Source organism: Antarcticimicrobium sp. (assembly GCF_029212575.1).
In the GTDB taxonomy this organism is placed as follows: Bacteria; Pseudomonadota; Alphaproteobacteria; order Rhodobacterales; family Rhodobacteraceae; genus Antarcticimicrobium.
The window spans coordinates 1-16045 of the sequence record NZ_JARGPK010000001.1; the positions used below are offsets into that span (position 1 = coordinate 1).

A 16045-nucleotide genomic window follows, 5' to 3' on the forward strand; every position below is an offset into this window, starting at 1 on the left:
GGGTCAGCGCCGCGATGGCGGGGCTGACCGGCGCGGTGACCGCGGCATCGGTTCCGATCAGGGTGACGACCGCCTGCGCCTCGCCCTGCCAGTCGAGCACCGGGGCGGCGAGCGCGGAAAGCCCCAGCAGCAGATCACCCGAAACGGTGGCGTAGCCCTGCCTGCGGACCTGATCCGCCGTCGCCGCCGGATCGACATTCGGTGTGGCGGCCCGGTCGATGCGCACCCGCGCGGCGGTCAGCGGGCCCGGCAGGAACGCCAGAAAGACGTGGCCCGTGGCCGAGCCGACTACCGGCAGGGTGGAGCCGAGCCCCAGCGTGGTCACCATGAAATTGGCCGCCCGTTCCCAGCGCACCACGGTGGGGCCGGAATTGCCCCAGACCGACAGCAGCGCGGTCAGCCCGGTTTCGGCGCAGAGGTCGGGCAATCCGTCGGCGGCGATGTTGATCGCGTCGTTGCGCGCCATCGCCGCGAGTCCCAGGTGCACGGCGCCGGGGCCGAGATCGTATTTGCCGGATTTGCCGGCCTGGCGCACCAGCCCGGCATGGGTGAAGGACGCCAGATAACGATGCGCCTTGCTCACCGGCATGGCGCAGTCGCGCGCCAGATCGCTCAACGCGGTGGGGCCGGGGCGGGCGGTGAGCGCGCGCAGCAGCCGCAGCGCCGAATCGAGCGACTGGATGCCGCCGCTTTGGTTTTGGTCCGGGTCGCTCACGCCGGATCCTCTTCGGGAATCCCGGCATCCAGCAGGGCGCGCAACGGCGCCATCTCGCCCGCGCGCAACCGGCCGTCGCGCATCACGAACATGCCGCGCACCTCGGTGCCCTCGACCACCGCACGGTCGCCGATGCGGCCCAGATACCCCAGGGTGAGCGATTTGCGGCCCCAGTCCCGAATGGTCATGTCCAGCGTCATCAAATCCCCATCCATCGCGGGAGAGGTGAAATTCGCCCGCACGTCCATCAGCCCGATTCCCTTTGCATCCAGCGTGCGGCACAGCCGCCGATGCCCTCCGGCGGTTTTCAGCAAGTAGGTGTGAAAGCAGCGGTCGAACCAGCGGAAGTAGTTGGGATAAAATACAATTCCAGCCGGGTCGCAATGGCCGAAACTGATCTGGATATCCATCGAGAAGTCTGGGTTGGACATGTTTTGATTTTCCGTTCTGTGATTATTATTGCATGATAAAGAAAACTTGCCTAGGACAGCAGATAGTAAGCCTACATCTTTTTGGGAGGAGAGATCATGGTGCGGCTTTCCAAGGTCGACATCCTGGGCGGTGGTCCCGGGGGTCTCTATACCGCAATTTTGCTGCGGCGCATCTTTCCGGATCTGCATGTCCGGGTGAGCGAGGCGGCGCCGCGCGGCGTGACCTGGGGGTTTGGCGTGGTGTTCTCCGACCGGGCGCTGGATTTCCTCAGGGCCGATGACGCCGAGACCCATGACCTGATCGCGCCGCGAATGGAGCGGTGGAAGAACATGACGTTAAACCACCCCGAGGGGCGGGTGGTTCTGGACGGAATCGGTTTTGCCGCCATCGGGCGTCTGGAACTGCTGCAGATCCTTCAGGGCCGGGCCGAAGCGCTGGGGGCGGAGCTGCGGTTCGGGCATACGGTTTCGGACCTGTCGGAGCTCTCGGGCGATCTGATCGTCGCGGCGGACGGGTTGAATTCGCTGGTCCGCGCCTCGGACCCGCAGGGGTTCGGCGAAACGATCAGCCATATGTCGAACCGCTTTGCCTGGTTCGGCACAAAACGCTCCTTCGACACGCTGACCCAGAGCTTCCGCCGCACGGACAAGGGGGCAATGAACGCGCATCACTATCGCTATGCGCCGGATATGAGCACCTTTATCGTCGAGGCCGACGAGAACACGTTCTTTGACCATGGCTTCGACCGGATGGACGAGGCAGAGACGGCGCGGGTCTGCGAAGAGGTGTTCGCCGATGTGCTGGAGGGGGCGCCGCTGGTCGCCAACCGCTCGATCTGGCGGCAATTTCCGAAGCTGTGGTGCGACAACTGGGTCAGCGGCAACAGGGTGCTGCTCGGGGACGCGGCGCATACGGCGCATTTCTCGATCGGGTCGGGCACGCGGCTGGCGATGGAGGACGCGATCGCTCTGGTGCAGGCGCTGAAGGCAGAGGCGGACGTTCCGGCGGCGCTGGCGGCCTATCAGATCAGCCGCCCGCCGATCGCGAAAAAGATCGTGACGGCGGCCAATACCTCCTGCGCGTGGTACGAGGATTTCGCCACCAGGATCGGCAAGCCGCCGCTGGATTTCGCGTTCGACTATGTGACCCGGTCGGGCCGGGTGGACATGGACCGGTTGCGGGCGCAGTCGCCCGGGTTCATGGCAGAATACGAGACGCATCACGCGGCGCGCGCGGTCACGGACCCGGTGGGCGATGCGCCCGGCGCGCGCGAGATCGGCTTTGACAAGACGAACCATCCCAATTGCAGCGCCGTGCTCTGGGACAACCTCGCGCGGAACCCGGAAAAGCTGGCGCTGACCGGGCCGGGTGGCGATGTGAGCTATGCCGCGCTTTGCGCCCGGGCGGCGCGCTGGGGCCATGCGTTCAGGGCGCAGGGGCTGGTGCAGGGCGACCGGATCGCGATGGTTCTCGACGATACGGCCGAATACCCGGCGGCGTTCTTCGGGGCGGTGCGGGCCGGATTCGTGCCGGTTTTGCTCAACACGCTGACGCCGCCCGATCTGTTGAAGTTCTTTGTCGAGGACAGCGGCGCGCGGCTGGTGCTGTGCGAGGGCGACCTGGTTGGGGCGGTCACGGCGGCGGGGCTGGGCGAAACCGGTCTGCCGGTGATCGTGGTGAACGGCACGGCGGGCGAATACCGTTCGGCGGAAGATGTTCTGGCGGGCCGGCCGGAGGTTCTGGACGCGGCGCCGACCGGGCCGGACGACATGGCATTCTGGATGTATTCCTCGGGCTCCACCGGGCGGCCCAAGGGCATCGTGCATCTGCATCACGACATGGCCTATACCCAGCAGAGCTTTGGTGTGTATGTGTTGAAGCTAACCCCGGACGACATCTGTTTTTCAGTGCCCAAGATGTTTTTTGCCTATGGATTCGGCAATTCGGTGACCTTTCCGTTCTCGGTCGGCGCCACGGTGCTGCTGATGCCGGGGCGGCCCGATCCCGGCCGGATCGCGGACCTGATCGAGGGCTGTCGCCCGACCGTGTTCTTCGGGCTGCCGACGCTCTACACCGCGCTGTGCCGTTCGGAGGGGATCGCGGACCGGGATTTCTCCAGCCTGCGGCAATGCATGTCGGCGGCCGAGATCCTGTCCGAGGATGTATTCAGCCGGTGGCGGGACCTGACCGGGCTGCCGCCGATCGAGGGGCTGGGCTCGACCGAGATGCTGCATGTCTACCTGTCGAACAGCGCCAAGGAACAGCGGTTAGGTGCGGCGGGCAGGCTGGTGCCGGGCTATGAGGTGGAACTGCGCGGGTCCGACGGCGCGCCGGTGGGCAAGGGCGAGGACGGGGTGATGCATGTGCGCGGGCATTCCTCGTCGCCCTGCTATTGGAACCGGCCCGACAAGACGGCGGAGACCATGCAGGACGACTGGATCTGCACCGGGGATCGGTTCGTTCAGAAGGACGGGTACTTCTTTTTCCAGGGGCGCGCCGACGATCTGGTCAAGGTCTCGGGGCAGTGGGTCTGGCCGCTGGAGGTAGAGCGTTGCCTGAACGAACATGAGGCAGTGCATGAGTCGGCCGTGCTGGCGCAGGAACTGGAGGATCGGCGGATGACCCTGAGCGCGCTGGTGGTGCTGCGCGGCGGGGCGCCAAGGGACGGCAAGGCGTTGCAGGACCACGTGAAACACGCCCTCATGCCGCACAAGTATCCGCGGCGGATCGTTTTCGTGCCGGAGCTGCCCAAGACCGGAACCGGCAAGATTGACCGCAAGGCCGTCGCCGATATGCTGGCCGCGGGAGGATATAGTTGATCGAAGGCCCCGAACCGGGCACAAAAGGTTAACAAATCAAGCGCGGCAGAGACGCGCGACCAACTGGGAGGAAAAAAAATGAAGAAACTACTGACGCTGACGCTTGCCGCCGGCCTGATGAGCACCGCGGCCTGGGCCGAGAGTGTGAAGATCGGCTTTGTCACCACGCTGACCACCGGCGCCGCGATCATCGGCACCGACATGCAGAACGCCGCCAACCTCGCGGTGGAGCATTTGGGCGGAAAGGCCGGAAACCTGGATCTCGAAGTCATCTTTGCCGATGACGGGTTCGCGCCGGAGACCGGCAAGCAGGCCACCGACAAGCTGGTCAAGCAGGACGACGTGGATTTTGTCACCGGCTATATCTGGAGCCACGTTCTGCTGGCCTCGCGCAAATCGGCGCTGGATGCGGGCAAGTTCCTGATCTCGGCCAATGCCGGGCCCAGCCAGATCGCCGGCAAGCTGTGCGACGAGAACTTCTTCTCGACCTCCTGGCAGAACGACCAGACGCCGATGGCGATGGGCGAGGTGCTGAACCGTCAGGGCGTCAAGTCGCTCTACGTGATGGCGCCGAACTATGCCGCGGGCAAGGATATGGTCGCAGGCGTGGAGCGCACCTTCAAGGGCGAGATCGTGGGCCGCGACCTGACCAAGTGGGGCGCCGACGCGCAGCTTGATTTCTCGGCGGAATTGGCCAAGGCCAAGGCCAGCGGTGCCGATGGCATCTTTGTCTTCTACCCCGGTGCGGCCGGCGGTGCCTTCATCAAGCAGTACGACCAGGCCGGGCTGAAGGACACGCTGCCGCTCTACTCGGTGTTCACCGTGGACGGGCTGTCGCTGCCCAAGCTTCAGGCGGCGAATTTCCAGGCGGTGCTGGGCTCGCGCACCACACAGGAATGGGATCCGTCGCTGGACAATGCCGCCAACAAGCGGTTCGTCGCCGATTTCAAGGCCAAGCACGGCACCTACCCGTCATTCTACGCGGCGCAGTCCTATGACGCGATCATGCTGATCGCCAGCGCGGTCGCCAAGGTCGGCAACACCGAGGACAAGGACGCCCTGCGCGCGGCGCTGAAAGCGGCCGAGTTCGAGTCCGTCCGTGGCGATTTCAAGTTCGGCACCAACAACATGCCGGTGCAGAATTTCTACCTGCGCGAGGTGGTGGCGGACGCCGATGGCACCTGGACGACGAAAGTGGTCGAGACCGTGTTCGAGGACCACATCGACAGCTATGCCGCCGAATGCAAGATGTGAGCTGAGGTCCTGAAACTCATCGGGCCGGGCGGCGCACCGTCCGGCCCCCGCAAGACACAGGATGTGACTTGGATCTTTCTCTGCTGATTATCCAGGCCCTGAACGGGGTGCAGCTCGGACTGCTGCTGTTCCTGGTGGCCTCGGGGCTGACGCTGGTGTTCGGGATTCTCGATTTCGTGAACCTCGCCCACGGCTCGCTCTACATGCTGGGGGCGTTCATCTGCGCCTCGCTGACCTTTTTGTTCGGCAACTTCCTCTGGGCGGTGCTGGTGGCGCTGCCGCTGACCGGGGGCATCGGCTACCTGGTTGAACGCTTCGTGGCCCGTCCACTCTACGCGCGAAACCATTTGGACCATGTGCTCGGCACCTTCGGGCTGATCCTGGTTCTGGATACGCTGGCGCATCTGATCTGGGGGCCGGCGGGGATCGCGGTGCCGCTGCCGCATTGGCTGGACGGTCAGATCGCGCTGACCGAGACGCTGGTGATCCCCAGCTTTCGGCTGCTGATCATCGCTGCCGGGCTGGCCGCCGCGGCCGGGCTGTTCTGGCTGGTCAACTACACGCGGCTCGGCATGCTGATCCGGGCCGGCGCCTCGAACCGGACGATGGTCTCGGCGCTGGGCATCGACATCCAGACGCTGTTCGCGCTGGTCTTCGCGCTGGGCGCGATGCTGGCCGGGCTGGCCGGCATGCTGATCGCACCGATCACCGAGGCCTCGATCGGGATGGGCAACAGCATCATCATCACCGCCTTCGTTGTCATCATCGTCGGCGGCATCGGCTCGATGAAGGGGGCTTTCATCGCCGCCCTGCTGATCGGGCTGATCGACACGATGGGCCGGTCGTTTCTCGATGACATCTTCAAGCTGGCGATGTCGCCCGAGGCCGCCGAAACCTCGGCCCCCGCCGTTTCGGCCATGCTGATCTATATCATCATGGCGCTCGTTCTCGCCCTGCGCCCGCAGGGCCTGTTTCCGCCAAGGACGCGCTGATGAGCTTTCTGACCCGCCGTGGCTGGATCTCGGCCGTCGTCATGGCCCTCCTGGCCGTGCTGCCGCCGGTCTTCTTCCTGACCGGCAACGCCTTTTATCTCGACCTCGCCACCCGGCTGTCGATCCTCGCGATCGCCGCGGTCAGCCTGAATCTGATCCTGGGTTATGGCGGGCTGGTGTCCTTCGGCCATGCCGCCTTTGTCGGGCTCGGGGCCTATGCGGTGGGCATCCCGGCGCACCATTGGCTTTACGGCGGGCTGGATTTCCTCGCCACCACCAGCGGTTTCGTGCAGGTCCCGCTGGCCGTCGCGGTGACCGCGCTGTTCGCGCTGATCACCGGGGCGGTCTGCCTGCGCACCAAGGGTGTCTATTTCATCATGATCACCATGGCCTTCGCGCAGATGATCTACTACCTCATCGTGTCGATCGAGGAGTACGGCGGCGACGACGGTCTGGTGATCGACACCCGTTCGGAGCTGCCTTTGATCGACCTCGACAATCCGCTGCAGCTTTTCGGGCTGGCCTATGTCTCGCTGCTGGTGGCGATGCTGCTGGTGCGGATGATCACCCGCTCGCGCTTCGGCATGGTGCTCCAGGGCGCCAAGGGCAACGAGGAGCGGATGGTGACGCTGGGCTTCAACATCTACGCCTACCGGCTGACCGCCTATGTGATCTCGGGCGCGATGTGCGGCTATGCCGGGGCGCTGCTGGGCAATTTCACCACCTTCATCTCGCCCGAGATGATGGATTGGTCGCGCTCGGGCGAGTTGATGTTCATGGTCATCCTCGGCGGCGCTGCGACCACGCTGGGGCCGGTGCTGGGCGCCATCGCCTTCATCGTGGTCGAAGAGATCCTGTCTTCCTTCACCATCTACTGGCACCTTCCCTTCGGGCTGATGCTGATGGGCGTGGTGCTGTTCGCGCGCGGCGGGCTGATGGGGCTCCTGCGCGGGCGCAGGGAGGACGGCGAATGAATGCGGTTCTGGACATCTCCGGCCTGAACAAGAGCTTTGGCGGCATCAAGGCGACCGACGATCTGAACCTGAGCGTCAGGGCGGGCGAGCTGCACGCGGTGATCGGCCCCAACGGCGCGGGCAAGACGACGCTGATCAGCCAGCTGACCGGCATGCAGAAACCCGACAGCGGACGGATCCGCTTCAAGGGCCGCGACATCACCGCGATGGCGCCCTACAGCCGCGCCCACCTCGGCATCGCGCGGTCGTTCCAGATCACTTCGCTGATCCTGGAGATGAGCGTGCTGGACAATATCGCGCTGGCGCTGCAGGCGCGCGAGGGGCATTCGTTCCGCTTCATCCGCCCGGCGCATGCGCTCACGCGGCTGCGCGCCGAGGCGCTGGCGCTGCTGGACCGGGTCGGGCTGGCCGACAAGGCCGACCAGCCCACCGTCGCACTGAGCCACGGCGAGCACCGGCACATGGAGATTGCCATCGCGCTGGCATCAAAAGCCGAGCTGATGCTGCTCGACGAACCGATGGCGGGGCTGGGCATCGAGGAAAGCGCGCAGATGGTCGAGCTTTTGCGCGGCATCAAGGGCCGGCACACGATCCTGCTGATCGAACATGACATGGATGCGGTCTTCGCGCTGGCCGACCGGATCTCGGTGCTGGTCTACGGCCATATCATCGCCACCGGCAGCCCGGACGAGATCCGCGGCAACGAGGCGGTGCAGCATGCCTATCTGGGCGAGGAGTAGCCGATGCTGGTGCTGGACAATCTCACGACGCATTACGGCTCCAGCCAGGCCCTGTTCGGGGTCAGCCTGAGGTTGGAGGCGGGGCAGGTGGCGACGCTGCTGGGTCGCAACGGCATGGGCAAGACCACCACGATCAATTCGATCATGGGGATCGTGAAGGCAAGCGGCGGCTCGATCAAATTCGACGGTCAGGAACTGGTCGGACGGCCCAGCTTCAGGACCGCCAACCTCGGCCTCGGACTGGTGCCCGAGGGGCGGCAGATCTTTCCCAACCTGACGATGATGGAAAACCTGATCGCCACCGCCAGCAACCACCTGGGCAACCCGGACCCCTGGACGGTGGACAAGGTCTTTGCGCTGTTCCCGGAACTGGAGATGCGGGTCGGCTCGATGGGCAACCTCCTCTCGGGCGGCGAGCAGCAGATGCTGGCCATCGGTCGGGCGCTGATGACCAACCCGAGGCTGCTGATCCTCGACGAGGCGACCGAAGGGCTGGCGCCGCTGGTGCGGCAGAAGATCTGGCACGCGCTGAGCGAGATCGCCGGACGGGGCATGTCGATCCTGGTGGTGGACAAGAACCTCAAGGACCTGCTGCGCATCGCGGATCGGCATTTCATCATCCAGCGCGGGCGGGTGGAATGGCAAGGCAGCAGCGAGGAGCTGGCGGGCAACGATGAGGTGCGGCAGAAATACCTAGGGTTCTGAGGCGCAGTCGTGGGCAGGGGGCTGTCCGCCCCCTCGCGGCCCGGGGCCGCTCACCCCCGAGAGTATTTCCGGCCAGAAAAAGAGCGATGCCGTTCAGCGGCCCTTGAACACCGGCTTGCGCTTTTCGCGAAAGGCCGTGACCCCCTCGATGAAATCGGCGCTGTTGCTCAGGGCGGTCTGTTCGCTTGCCTCGGCGCTGATCGCATCGCCGTAGGAGAGCCCGTCGATTCGCCGCATCAGCCGTTTGGCGGCGGCGGCGGCCAGTGGCGCGCCGGCAGCGATGCGGGCGGCCATGGCGCAGGTCGCGGTCTCGAGGTCGTCGGCAGGGTGCAATTCGTTCACCAGACCCAGCTCCAGCGCCTCGCCTGCCGGGATCTTGCGCCCCTCCAGGATCGCCTGCAGGGCGCGGCGCGGCCCCATGGCGCGCTCCAGCAGCCAGACGTTGCCGCCGTCGGGGATCAACCCGATCGCGGCGAAGGCCATGTAGAGCGTGGCGTCCTCGGCCATGCTCACCAGGTCGCAGTTCATCGCCAGCGCCGCGCCGATGCCGGCGGCGGAGCCATGCACCTGGGCGATCCAGATCCTGGACGAGGCGGCGATGCCGGTGAGGATCGGACGATACTCCACCTCGATCTGCTGGTGCACCGGGGGATTTGGCCCCTCGGTCAGGTCGGCCCCGGCGCAGAACCCGCGCCCCTCGCCGCGCAGGATCACCACGCGGATGGAACTGTCCATCTCCAACTCGCGGACGGCGCGGCGCAGCGCTGCGCGCAGGGCGGTGTCGAGCGCGTTGAAGGCTTCGGGGCGGGTCATCGTCACGGTGGCGATGGCGCCGTCACGGGTGATGGTCAGGGGCGTGTCGGTCATCTCGTGGCCTTTCCGGCTCAGGTCAGGGCGCCGGCGGTGCGCAGGCGCGCCAGAGTCTCAGCATCGCAGCCGGCCTCGGTGAGCAGGGTTTCGGTGTCGGGGCCGGGCGCGGCGGGGCGGCCCGGCGCAGGGGCGGGGGTGCGGTCGAACCGGGGCGCGGGGGCGGCCTGGGTGACGCCGTCGATCTTGGTAAAGGTGCCGCGCGCGGCCAGATGCGGATGCTCCGGCGCCTCCGACCAGGTCAGGATCGGGGCGACGCAGGCATCGCTGCCGTCAAAGATCGCGGTCCATTCGGCGCGGGTTTTCCGGGCAAAGACGCGGGCGTAGTCGGCGCGGCGTTCGGGCCAGCTTTTCGCCTCCATCTGGGTTGCCTTGTGATCCTCGGGCAGGCCGGCAAGGCGGACCAGTTCGGCAAAGAATTGCGGCTCAAGCGGGCCGACCGAGAGGAACTTGCCATCGGCGCATTCATAGGCGCGGTAAAACGGCGCGCCGCCGTCCAGCAGGTTGGATTCGCGCGCCTCGCTCCAGCCACCACGGGCGATCCAGCTGTGGATCAGCCCCATCAGCGCCGAGGCGCCATCGACCATGGCGGCGTCGACCACCTGGCCCTTGCCGGAGCTCTGGCGCTCAAAGAGCGCGGCCATGATGCCGAACAGCAGGAACATGGTGCCGCCGCCGTAATCGGCGCCGATGTTGAGCGGCGGGGTCGGCACGTCATCTCCCTTGCCGGTGGCATGGAGAAAGCCGGTGAGGCCGAGGTAATTGATGTCATGCCCGGCCATCTGCGCCATCGGGCCGGTCTGGCCCCAGCCGGTCATGCGGGCAAAGATCAGGCCGGGATTGCGCGCGCTGCAATCGTCCGGCCCCAGCCCCATCCGTTCCATCACGCCGGGGCGGAACCCCTCGATCAGCACGTCGGCGCGGTCGATCAGAAGGCGCGCGGCCTCGATCCCCTCGGGCGTCTTGAGGTTCAGCGCGGCCGAGCGTTTGCCCCGGTTGTTGATGTCGGTCGGATCGGCGGGGGCGGATTTGCGGGCGATCAGCACCACCTCCGCCCCCAGGTCGGCCAGCAACTGACCGGCCAGCGGGGCCGGGCCGATCCCGGCCATTTCCACCACGCGCAGCCCCTTGAGCGGGCCGCTCATGCGGCAAGCTCCGCGCTGACGCGCAGCCTGTCCAGCGCGGCGGGCGAGACGGCAAAGCGGTCGCCCCAGGCCTCGGCCAATTCCCTGGCGCGGGCGGCGAATGTGTCGATTCCGATGCCACGGATGAACTGGATCGCGCCGCCGGTATAGGCCGGGAAGCCGATGGCGAAGATGCCGCCGAGGTTGGCCTCAACTTCCGTGTTCAGCACCCCTTCGTCGAGGCAGCGCAGGGTTTCGATGGCTTGGCGGTAGAGCAGCCGGTCGATGGCCTCCTGCACCGGGATCTCAGCATTGCCCTGCGCGAATTGGCCAAGACCCGGCCAGAGCGATTTCGTCCCGTCGGTGGCGTAATCGTAGAACCCGCCGCCATAGTGCCGCCCGCCGCGATCCTGTTCCAGCATCGCATCAACGATGGCGTTGCCCGCCTCCATGTCGATGCCGAGGCCGTTCTCGACGCCAAGCCGCCTGTCCAGCGCCTCATGCGTCTTGCGGATCTTCTGGGAAAGCACAAGCGAGGTTTCATCATGCACCGCCAGTGGCCCCACCGGCATGCCGGCAAGCCATCCCGCGCGCTCGATCGCCACCGGGGCCATGCCGTCGCGCAACAGCGCCATGCCCTCGTCGAGATAGGTGGAGAACACGCGGGAGGTGAAGAACCCGCGGCTGTCGTTCACCACGATGGGCATGTAGCCGATCTGCTGGACATAGTCATAGGCCTTGCGCAGGGTGTCCTGGCTGGTCTTCTCGCCCATGATGATTTCCACCACCCTCATCTTGTCGACGGGGCTGAAGAAATGCAGCCCGATGAACCGGCTGGGGTCGGGGCAGAACCCGGCAAGGATGGAGATCGGCAGGGTCGAGGTGTTGGAGCCATAGATGCCGTCCTGGGACAATTGCCCGAAGGTCGCCCCGATCACCTTTTCCTTGAGGTCGATATCCTCGAACACCGCCTCGATGATGATGTCGGTGCCGGTGTACGCGGCGTCATCACTGGTCGGCGTGATTTGCGCCAGCAGCGCCTCTTTCTGCGCCTCGCTCATGCGGCCGCGCTGCACGCGCTTGTCGGCCAGCCCGGCGGAATAGGATTTTCCCTTTTCCGCCTTGTCCATCTCCATGTCCTTCAGCACCACCGGCAACCCGGCCGAGGCATGGGCCCAGGCGATGCCGCTGCCCATCATGCCGGCGCCGAGGATGGCGGAGGACGCCGCGCGCCATTTGTCGCCCTCGGGGCGCACCTTGCCCGACTTGATCGCCTGCGTGCCGAAAAAGAACGTGCCGATCGCCGCCTTGGCCTGAGGTGTCACGGCCAATGCACAGATGCCGCGGCTTTCCGCCCGCAGCGCCGCGTCGAACCCCATCCGCATCGAATTGACCGCGATATCGAGGATCTTTTCCGGCGCCGGCATCAGACCGCGCGTCTTCTTGTAGAGCATGGCAGGCGCCGCGACGATGGTCTGGCGCACGCGCGGGTGCAGCGTGTCGCCGCCGGGATAGCGGAATCCTTTCTGGTCCCAGGGCTGGGTGTGCGCCTCCGGATTGGCCTTGATCCAGGCCTTGGCGGCGGGGATCAGCGCCTCCCGCGTTGCGACGATTTCATCGACCATGCCGTCTTTCAGCGCGGCCTGCGGTTTGGCGGGTTTCCCCTCCAGCAGATAGGGCAGCGCCTTTTCCAGCCCCAAGAGCGCGGTCAGGCGCACCACGCCACCCGCCCCGGGCAGCAGGCCCAGCGTGACCTCGGGCAGGCCGACCACGGCGGCGGGGTGATCGACGACGATGCGGCGGTTGCAGGCCAGGCAAAGCTCATACCCGCCGCCCAGCGCCGCGCCGTTGATCGCGGCGACGAAGGGCACCGGCAGTTTCTCCATCTTGCGGAACGGTGCCTTGTTGGTCTCGAACATCGCCAGGGACTCCGGCCCGGCGCTGTCGATCCGGCGCAGGCTGTTGAGGTCGCCGCCGGCGAAAAAAGTTTTCTTGGCCGAGGCGATGACCACGCCGCTTACCCCGTCGTCGGCCTGGATCCGCGCGAGGATCTCTTCCATCATCGGGATGTAGCGGGCGTTCATGGTGTTGGCCGACTGGCCCGCCATGTCGAGGGTGACGGTGACGATGCCGTCTGAATCCTTGTCGTAGCTGTAATCGCTCATGTCGGTTCCCCCCTCACACGCGTTCGATGATGCTGGCGATGCCCATGCCGCCGCCGACGCACATGCAGATCAGCGCGCGTTTCAGGTCGCGCCGCTCCAGCTCGTCCAGCATGGTGGAGACCAGGCAGCCGCCGGTCGCGCCCAGCGGATGGCCCATGGCGATGGCGCCGCCCACCACGTTCAGCTTTTCGTCCGGCACGTCCAGATCCTTTTGCAGCCGCAGCGCGACCGAGGCAAAGGCCTCGTTGATCTCGACCAGGTCGATGTCGTCGATGCTCAGCCCGGCCTTGGCCAGCGCCTTTTGCGAGGCCGGGCCGGGCCCGGTCAGCATGATGGTCGGGTCGGTGGCGGTCAGCGCGATGGACACCACCCGCCCGCGCGGGGTCAGGCCCAGATCCTTGCCTGACTGTTCATTGCCCAGCAGGATCAGCGAGGCGCCATCGACGATGCCTGAGGAGTTGCCGGGGGTGTGCACGTGGTCAATGCGCTCCACCTCCGGGTACTTGGCCAGTGCCACAGCGTCAAATCCGATGGAACCCGGCATGGCGAAGGACGGCTTCAGCGCGCCCAGCTTCTGCATGTCGGTGTCCGGCTTGATGAAATCGTCGCGCTCCAGGATCGCGATGCCGTTCTCGTCGCGCACCGTCACGACCGAGCGGTCGAACCACCCCGCGTCGCGGGCATGCGCCGCGCGCCTCTGACTTTCCAGCGCAAAGGCGTCGACGTCGTCGCGGCTCCAGCCCTCGATGGTGGCGATCAGGTCGGCGCCGATGCCCTGCGGCACGAAGCCGGTCTTGATCGCGGTCTCGGGGTCCTCCGCAAAGGGGCCGCCATCGGCGCCCATCGGCACCCGGCTCATGCATTCGAAGCCGCCGGCGCAAACCATATCCTCCCAGCCCGAGGCAATCTTGGCGGCGGCGGTGTTGAAGGTGTCCAATCCGCTGGCGCAGAACCGGTTGAGCTGCGCGCCGGGCACGGATTCGTCCCAGCCGGCTTTTTGCAGCGCGATCTTGGGAAGCACCGCCCCCTGTTCCATCACCGGGGTGACGCAGCCGAGCATGACGTCATCGACCCGGGCGGTATCGAGATCGTGGCGCGCCTGCATTTCAGTCAACAGGGTGGTCACCATGTTGACCGGCTTGACCTCGTGCAGGCTGCCATCCTGCTTCCCCTTGGATCGCGGCGTGCGGATCGCGTCGTAGATATAGGCTGTCTCGGTCATCTGGGCCTCCTCCCGGATTGTCGTGCGCGGCCCGGGCGGGTCCGGGCCGGCGTTGGGGCGGATTTGAACAGGGGGGGCGGAATCAAGTCAACGGCGCCCCGCCGCCTGCCGAGAGGTGTGACGCAACGATGTTTTCGCTTCGAGGGCCTCGGCGGCTCAAACGCGGCGCTTGACAGAAGGGCAGCAGAGGGAAATCCTGACTGGGCGATCAGTCAGGATTCGGGGAGGGGTTCTGGTGTCTTCCAATGCCGCCCGCGCAGGTCATGGCGAAAGCCGGCAGGACGCGATCCTGGATGCCGCCGAGCGGGCGTTTGCCGCCGATGGTTATCAGGGGGCGGCGATGCGGGCCATCGCCGAGGCGGCAGGCGTGGCGCAGGGGCTGATCCATTATCACTTCAAGACCAAGGAAAAGCTGTTCGAGGCGATGGTCGCCCGCCGCTCCGACCAGATCAACGCCCGCCGCGCCGCGCTGGTGGCAGCACTCTTCGCGCAGGGCGATCCGCCACGGCTGGAGCAGATCGTCGAGGCGCTGTTCCGCCCCACCATCGAGACCGGGCTGGACCTGGCCCGCGACGGTGGCGCCTTTGCGCGCATCCTGGTCTCTTTCGCCAATTCCGCCGACCCGCGCGATCAGAAGCTGATCGAGGTCCACTACGACCCCATCGCGCAGACCTTCATCGACGCGCTGATGCGGGTCGAACCTGGGCTGAGCCGCGCCGATGCGGTCTGGGCCTATATGTTCGCGATCGGCGTCGGCATGACGATGATGGCCAAGACCGGCCGCCCGGCGCGGCTGTCCGGCGGGATCTGCGACGATGGCGATGCCGAGGCGATGCTCAGCCGCATCGTGCCCTTCATCTGTGGCGGGGTACGGGCGCTGGTCGAGGGATAACAGACGACGATTTCATCCAATACGGGAGGAGAGGATGATGAAGACGATCAGGACAGGGCTGCTGGCCGCCGTTGTGGCGGTGGGCGGATGGGCCGCCGCGCCGATGGCGCAGGCGGAGGACATGAATGTGACCATCGTGGCCGGTCACCCGCCGGTGTTCCGCTGGGTCAAGCACGCCAGCCAGACCTTCATACCGGCGGTGAACGCCGCGCTGGAGGGCACCGGCCATTCGATCAGCTGGTCCGAGCAATATGGCGGTTCGCTGGCCAAGGTGGGCGACGAACTCGAGGCGGTGGAAGAGGGGCTGGCCGAGATCGGGCTGGTCTCGTCACTGTTCGACCCGGCCAAGCTGAGCCCGCAGAACGTGACCTATTTCACGCCTTTCGTGTCCAGCGATTCCACGGTTGTCAGCTCGTGGATGGACGAGTTGCAGCACAGCAATGCCGACATGCGCGCAGCCTGGGAAGAGAACGGGCTGGAATACCTCGGCGGCGGTATCGGGATCGACGATTACCTGTTGATGACCAATTTCCCGGTCAATTCGATTGCCGATCTCGACGGCCACAAGATCGCCGCGCCCGGCCCGGCGGTCAACTGGCTCAAGGGCACCGGTGCGGTCGGGGTCTCGGGCAACCTGACCACCTATTACAACGAGATCAAGACCGGCGTTTACGACGGCGTAATCGTCTTTGCCTCGGCGGCGCTGCCCGGCAAGCTCTACGAGGTGGCACCTTATATCACCAAGGTCGGGTTCGGCGCGCAATATGCCGGCGGCATCGCGGCCAACAAGGATTGGTACGACAGCCTGCCGCCCGAGGTGCAGGCGGCGCTCAAGGCGGCGGCCAAGGCCGACGCCGAGGCCTACCAGCAGGATCTCGATGCCAGCGTGACCAAGTTCCTCGGCCTGATGCAGGAGCAGGGCGCGACCATCACCCAGGTCGACCAGGCCTTCCGCGAGGAATGGGCCGCCGGGATGGACAACGTGGCGCGGCTCTGGGCCGAAAAACTCGATGCCGAGGGCAAGAACGGCAGCGCCGTGCTCAAGGCCTACATGGACACCATGCGCGCCGCCGGGGCCACCCCGGTGCGCAACTGGGATCAGGAGTAGGGGCGGGGGGGGGGGGGGGGGGGGGGGGGGGGGGCG

14 protein-coding genes are annotated in these 16045 nt (G+C 66.2%); 8 read left to right on the forward strand and 6 right to left on the reverse strand.

The genetic code is table 11. From position 1 onward, the window contains the following. The coding region (locus P1U75_RS00005; protein ID WP_300238211.1) for an IclR family transcriptional regulator at positions 1-715 on the reverse strand (715 nt) is incomplete at its 3' end. Next, positions 712-1146, reverse strand: a complete 435-nt coding sequence (locus P1U75_RS00010) for an acyl-CoA thioesterase (RefSeq protein WP_300238214.1) — start codon at positions 1144-1146, stop codon at positions 712-714. The genes P1U75_RS00010 and P1U75_RS00005, both read right to left, overlap by 4 nt. A gap of 96 nt (positions 1147-1242) precedes the next feature. Between P1U75_RS00010 and P1U75_RS00015 the strand changes: the two genes are divergently transcribed. The 6 genes from P1U75_RS00015 (at position 1243) to P1U75_RS00040 (ending at position 8631) form a co-directional block, all read left to right on the forward strand. Next, positions 1243-3966, forward strand: coding sequence for a benzoate-CoA ligase family protein (locus P1U75_RS00015; protein WP_300238216.1), 2724 nt, complete (start codon positions 1243-1245; stop codon positions 3964-3966). A 78-nt stretch (positions 3967-4044) separates the two neighbouring features. Continuing rightward, positions 4045-5220: an ABC transporter substrate-binding protein gene (locus P1U75_RS00020; RefSeq protein ID WP_300238217.1), complete on the forward strand. Its 1176-nt coding sequence runs from the start codon at positions 4045-4047 to the stop codon at positions 5218-5220. A gap of 68 nt (positions 5221-5288) precedes the next feature. Next, a complete protein-coding gene (locus P1U75_RS00025; RefSeq protein ID WP_300238219.1) occupies positions 5289-6212 on the forward strand; it encodes a branched-chain amino acid ABC transporter permease in 924 nt (307 codons plus the stop codon). Beyond that, positions 6212-7186 carry a branched-chain amino acid ABC transporter permease gene (locus P1U75_RS00030; RefSeq protein WP_300238221.1) on the forward strand — a complete coding sequence of 325 codons (975 nt, stop codon included), beginning with the start codon at positions 6212-6214 and terminating at the stop codon, positions 7184-7186. Before P1U75_RS00025 ends, P1U75_RS00030 begins: the two co-directional genes overlap by 1 nt. Next, positions 7183-7926 carry an ABC transporter ATP-binding protein gene (locus P1U75_RS00035; RefSeq protein WP_300238223.1) on the forward strand — a complete coding sequence of 248 codons (744 nt, stop codon included), beginning with the start codon at positions 7183-7185 and terminating at the stop codon, positions 7924-7926. Before P1U75_RS00030 ends, P1U75_RS00035 begins: the two co-directional genes overlap by 4 nt. Positions 7927-7929: 3 nt before the next feature. Continuing rightward, complete coding sequence (locus tag P1U75_RS00040; protein ID WP_300238225.1) at positions 7930-8631, forward strand: ABC transporter ATP-binding protein; 702 nt, start codon at positions 7930-7932, stop codon at positions 8629-8631. 93 nt (positions 8632-8724) lie between these two features. Here P1U75_RS00040 and P1U75_RS00045 read toward each other — a convergent pair whose 3' ends face one another. The 4 genes from P1U75_RS00045 to P1U75_RS00060 are packed head-to-tail and all read right to left on the reverse strand — an operon-like array spanning position 8725 to position 14009. Beyond that, positions 8725-9498, reverse strand: coding sequence for an enoyl-CoA hydratase-related protein (locus P1U75_RS00045; protein WP_300238228.1), 774 nt, complete (start codon positions 9496-9498; stop codon positions 8725-8727). Between the two features lie 17 nt (positions 9499-9515). Beyond that, positions 9516-10643: a CaiB/BaiF CoA-transferase family protein gene (locus P1U75_RS00050; protein ID WP_300238230.1), complete on the reverse strand. Its 1128-nt coding sequence runs from the start codon at positions 10641-10643 to the stop codon at positions 9516-9518. Continuing rightward, positions 10640-12787 (reverse strand): 3-hydroxyacyl-CoA dehydrogenase NAD-binding domain-containing protein, encoded by a 2148-nt coding sequence (locus tag P1U75_RS00055; protein WP_300238233.1) that lies wholly within the window; start codon positions 12785-12787, stop codon positions 10640-10642. Before P1U75_RS00055 ends, P1U75_RS00050 begins: the two co-directional genes overlap by 4 nt. 13 nt (positions 12788-12800) lie before the next feature. After that, positions 12801-14009 (reverse strand): acetyl-CoA C-acetyltransferase, encoded by a 1209-nt coding sequence (locus P1U75_RS00060; RefSeq protein WP_300238236.1) that lies wholly within the window; start codon positions 14007-14009, stop codon positions 12801-12803. Between the two features lie 235 nt (positions 14010-14244). Between P1U75_RS00060 and P1U75_RS00065 the strand changes: the two genes are divergently transcribed. Together P1U75_RS00065 and P1U75_RS00070 are read left to right on the forward strand one after the other, a co-directional pair. Continuing rightward, on the forward strand, positions 14245-14901 hold the full coding sequence (locus P1U75_RS00065) for a TetR/AcrR family transcriptional regulator (RefSeq protein ID WP_300238238.1): 657 nt from the start codon (positions 14245-14247) through the stop codon (positions 14899-14901). Positions 14902-14938: 37 nt separating this feature from the next. Next, entirely contained in the window at positions 14939-16009 is a 1071-nt protein-coding gene (locus tag P1U75_RS00070; protein WP_300238241.1) for a C4-dicarboxylate TRAP transporter substrate-binding protein, read from the forward strand. Positions 16010-16045 lie beyond the last annotated feature (36 nt).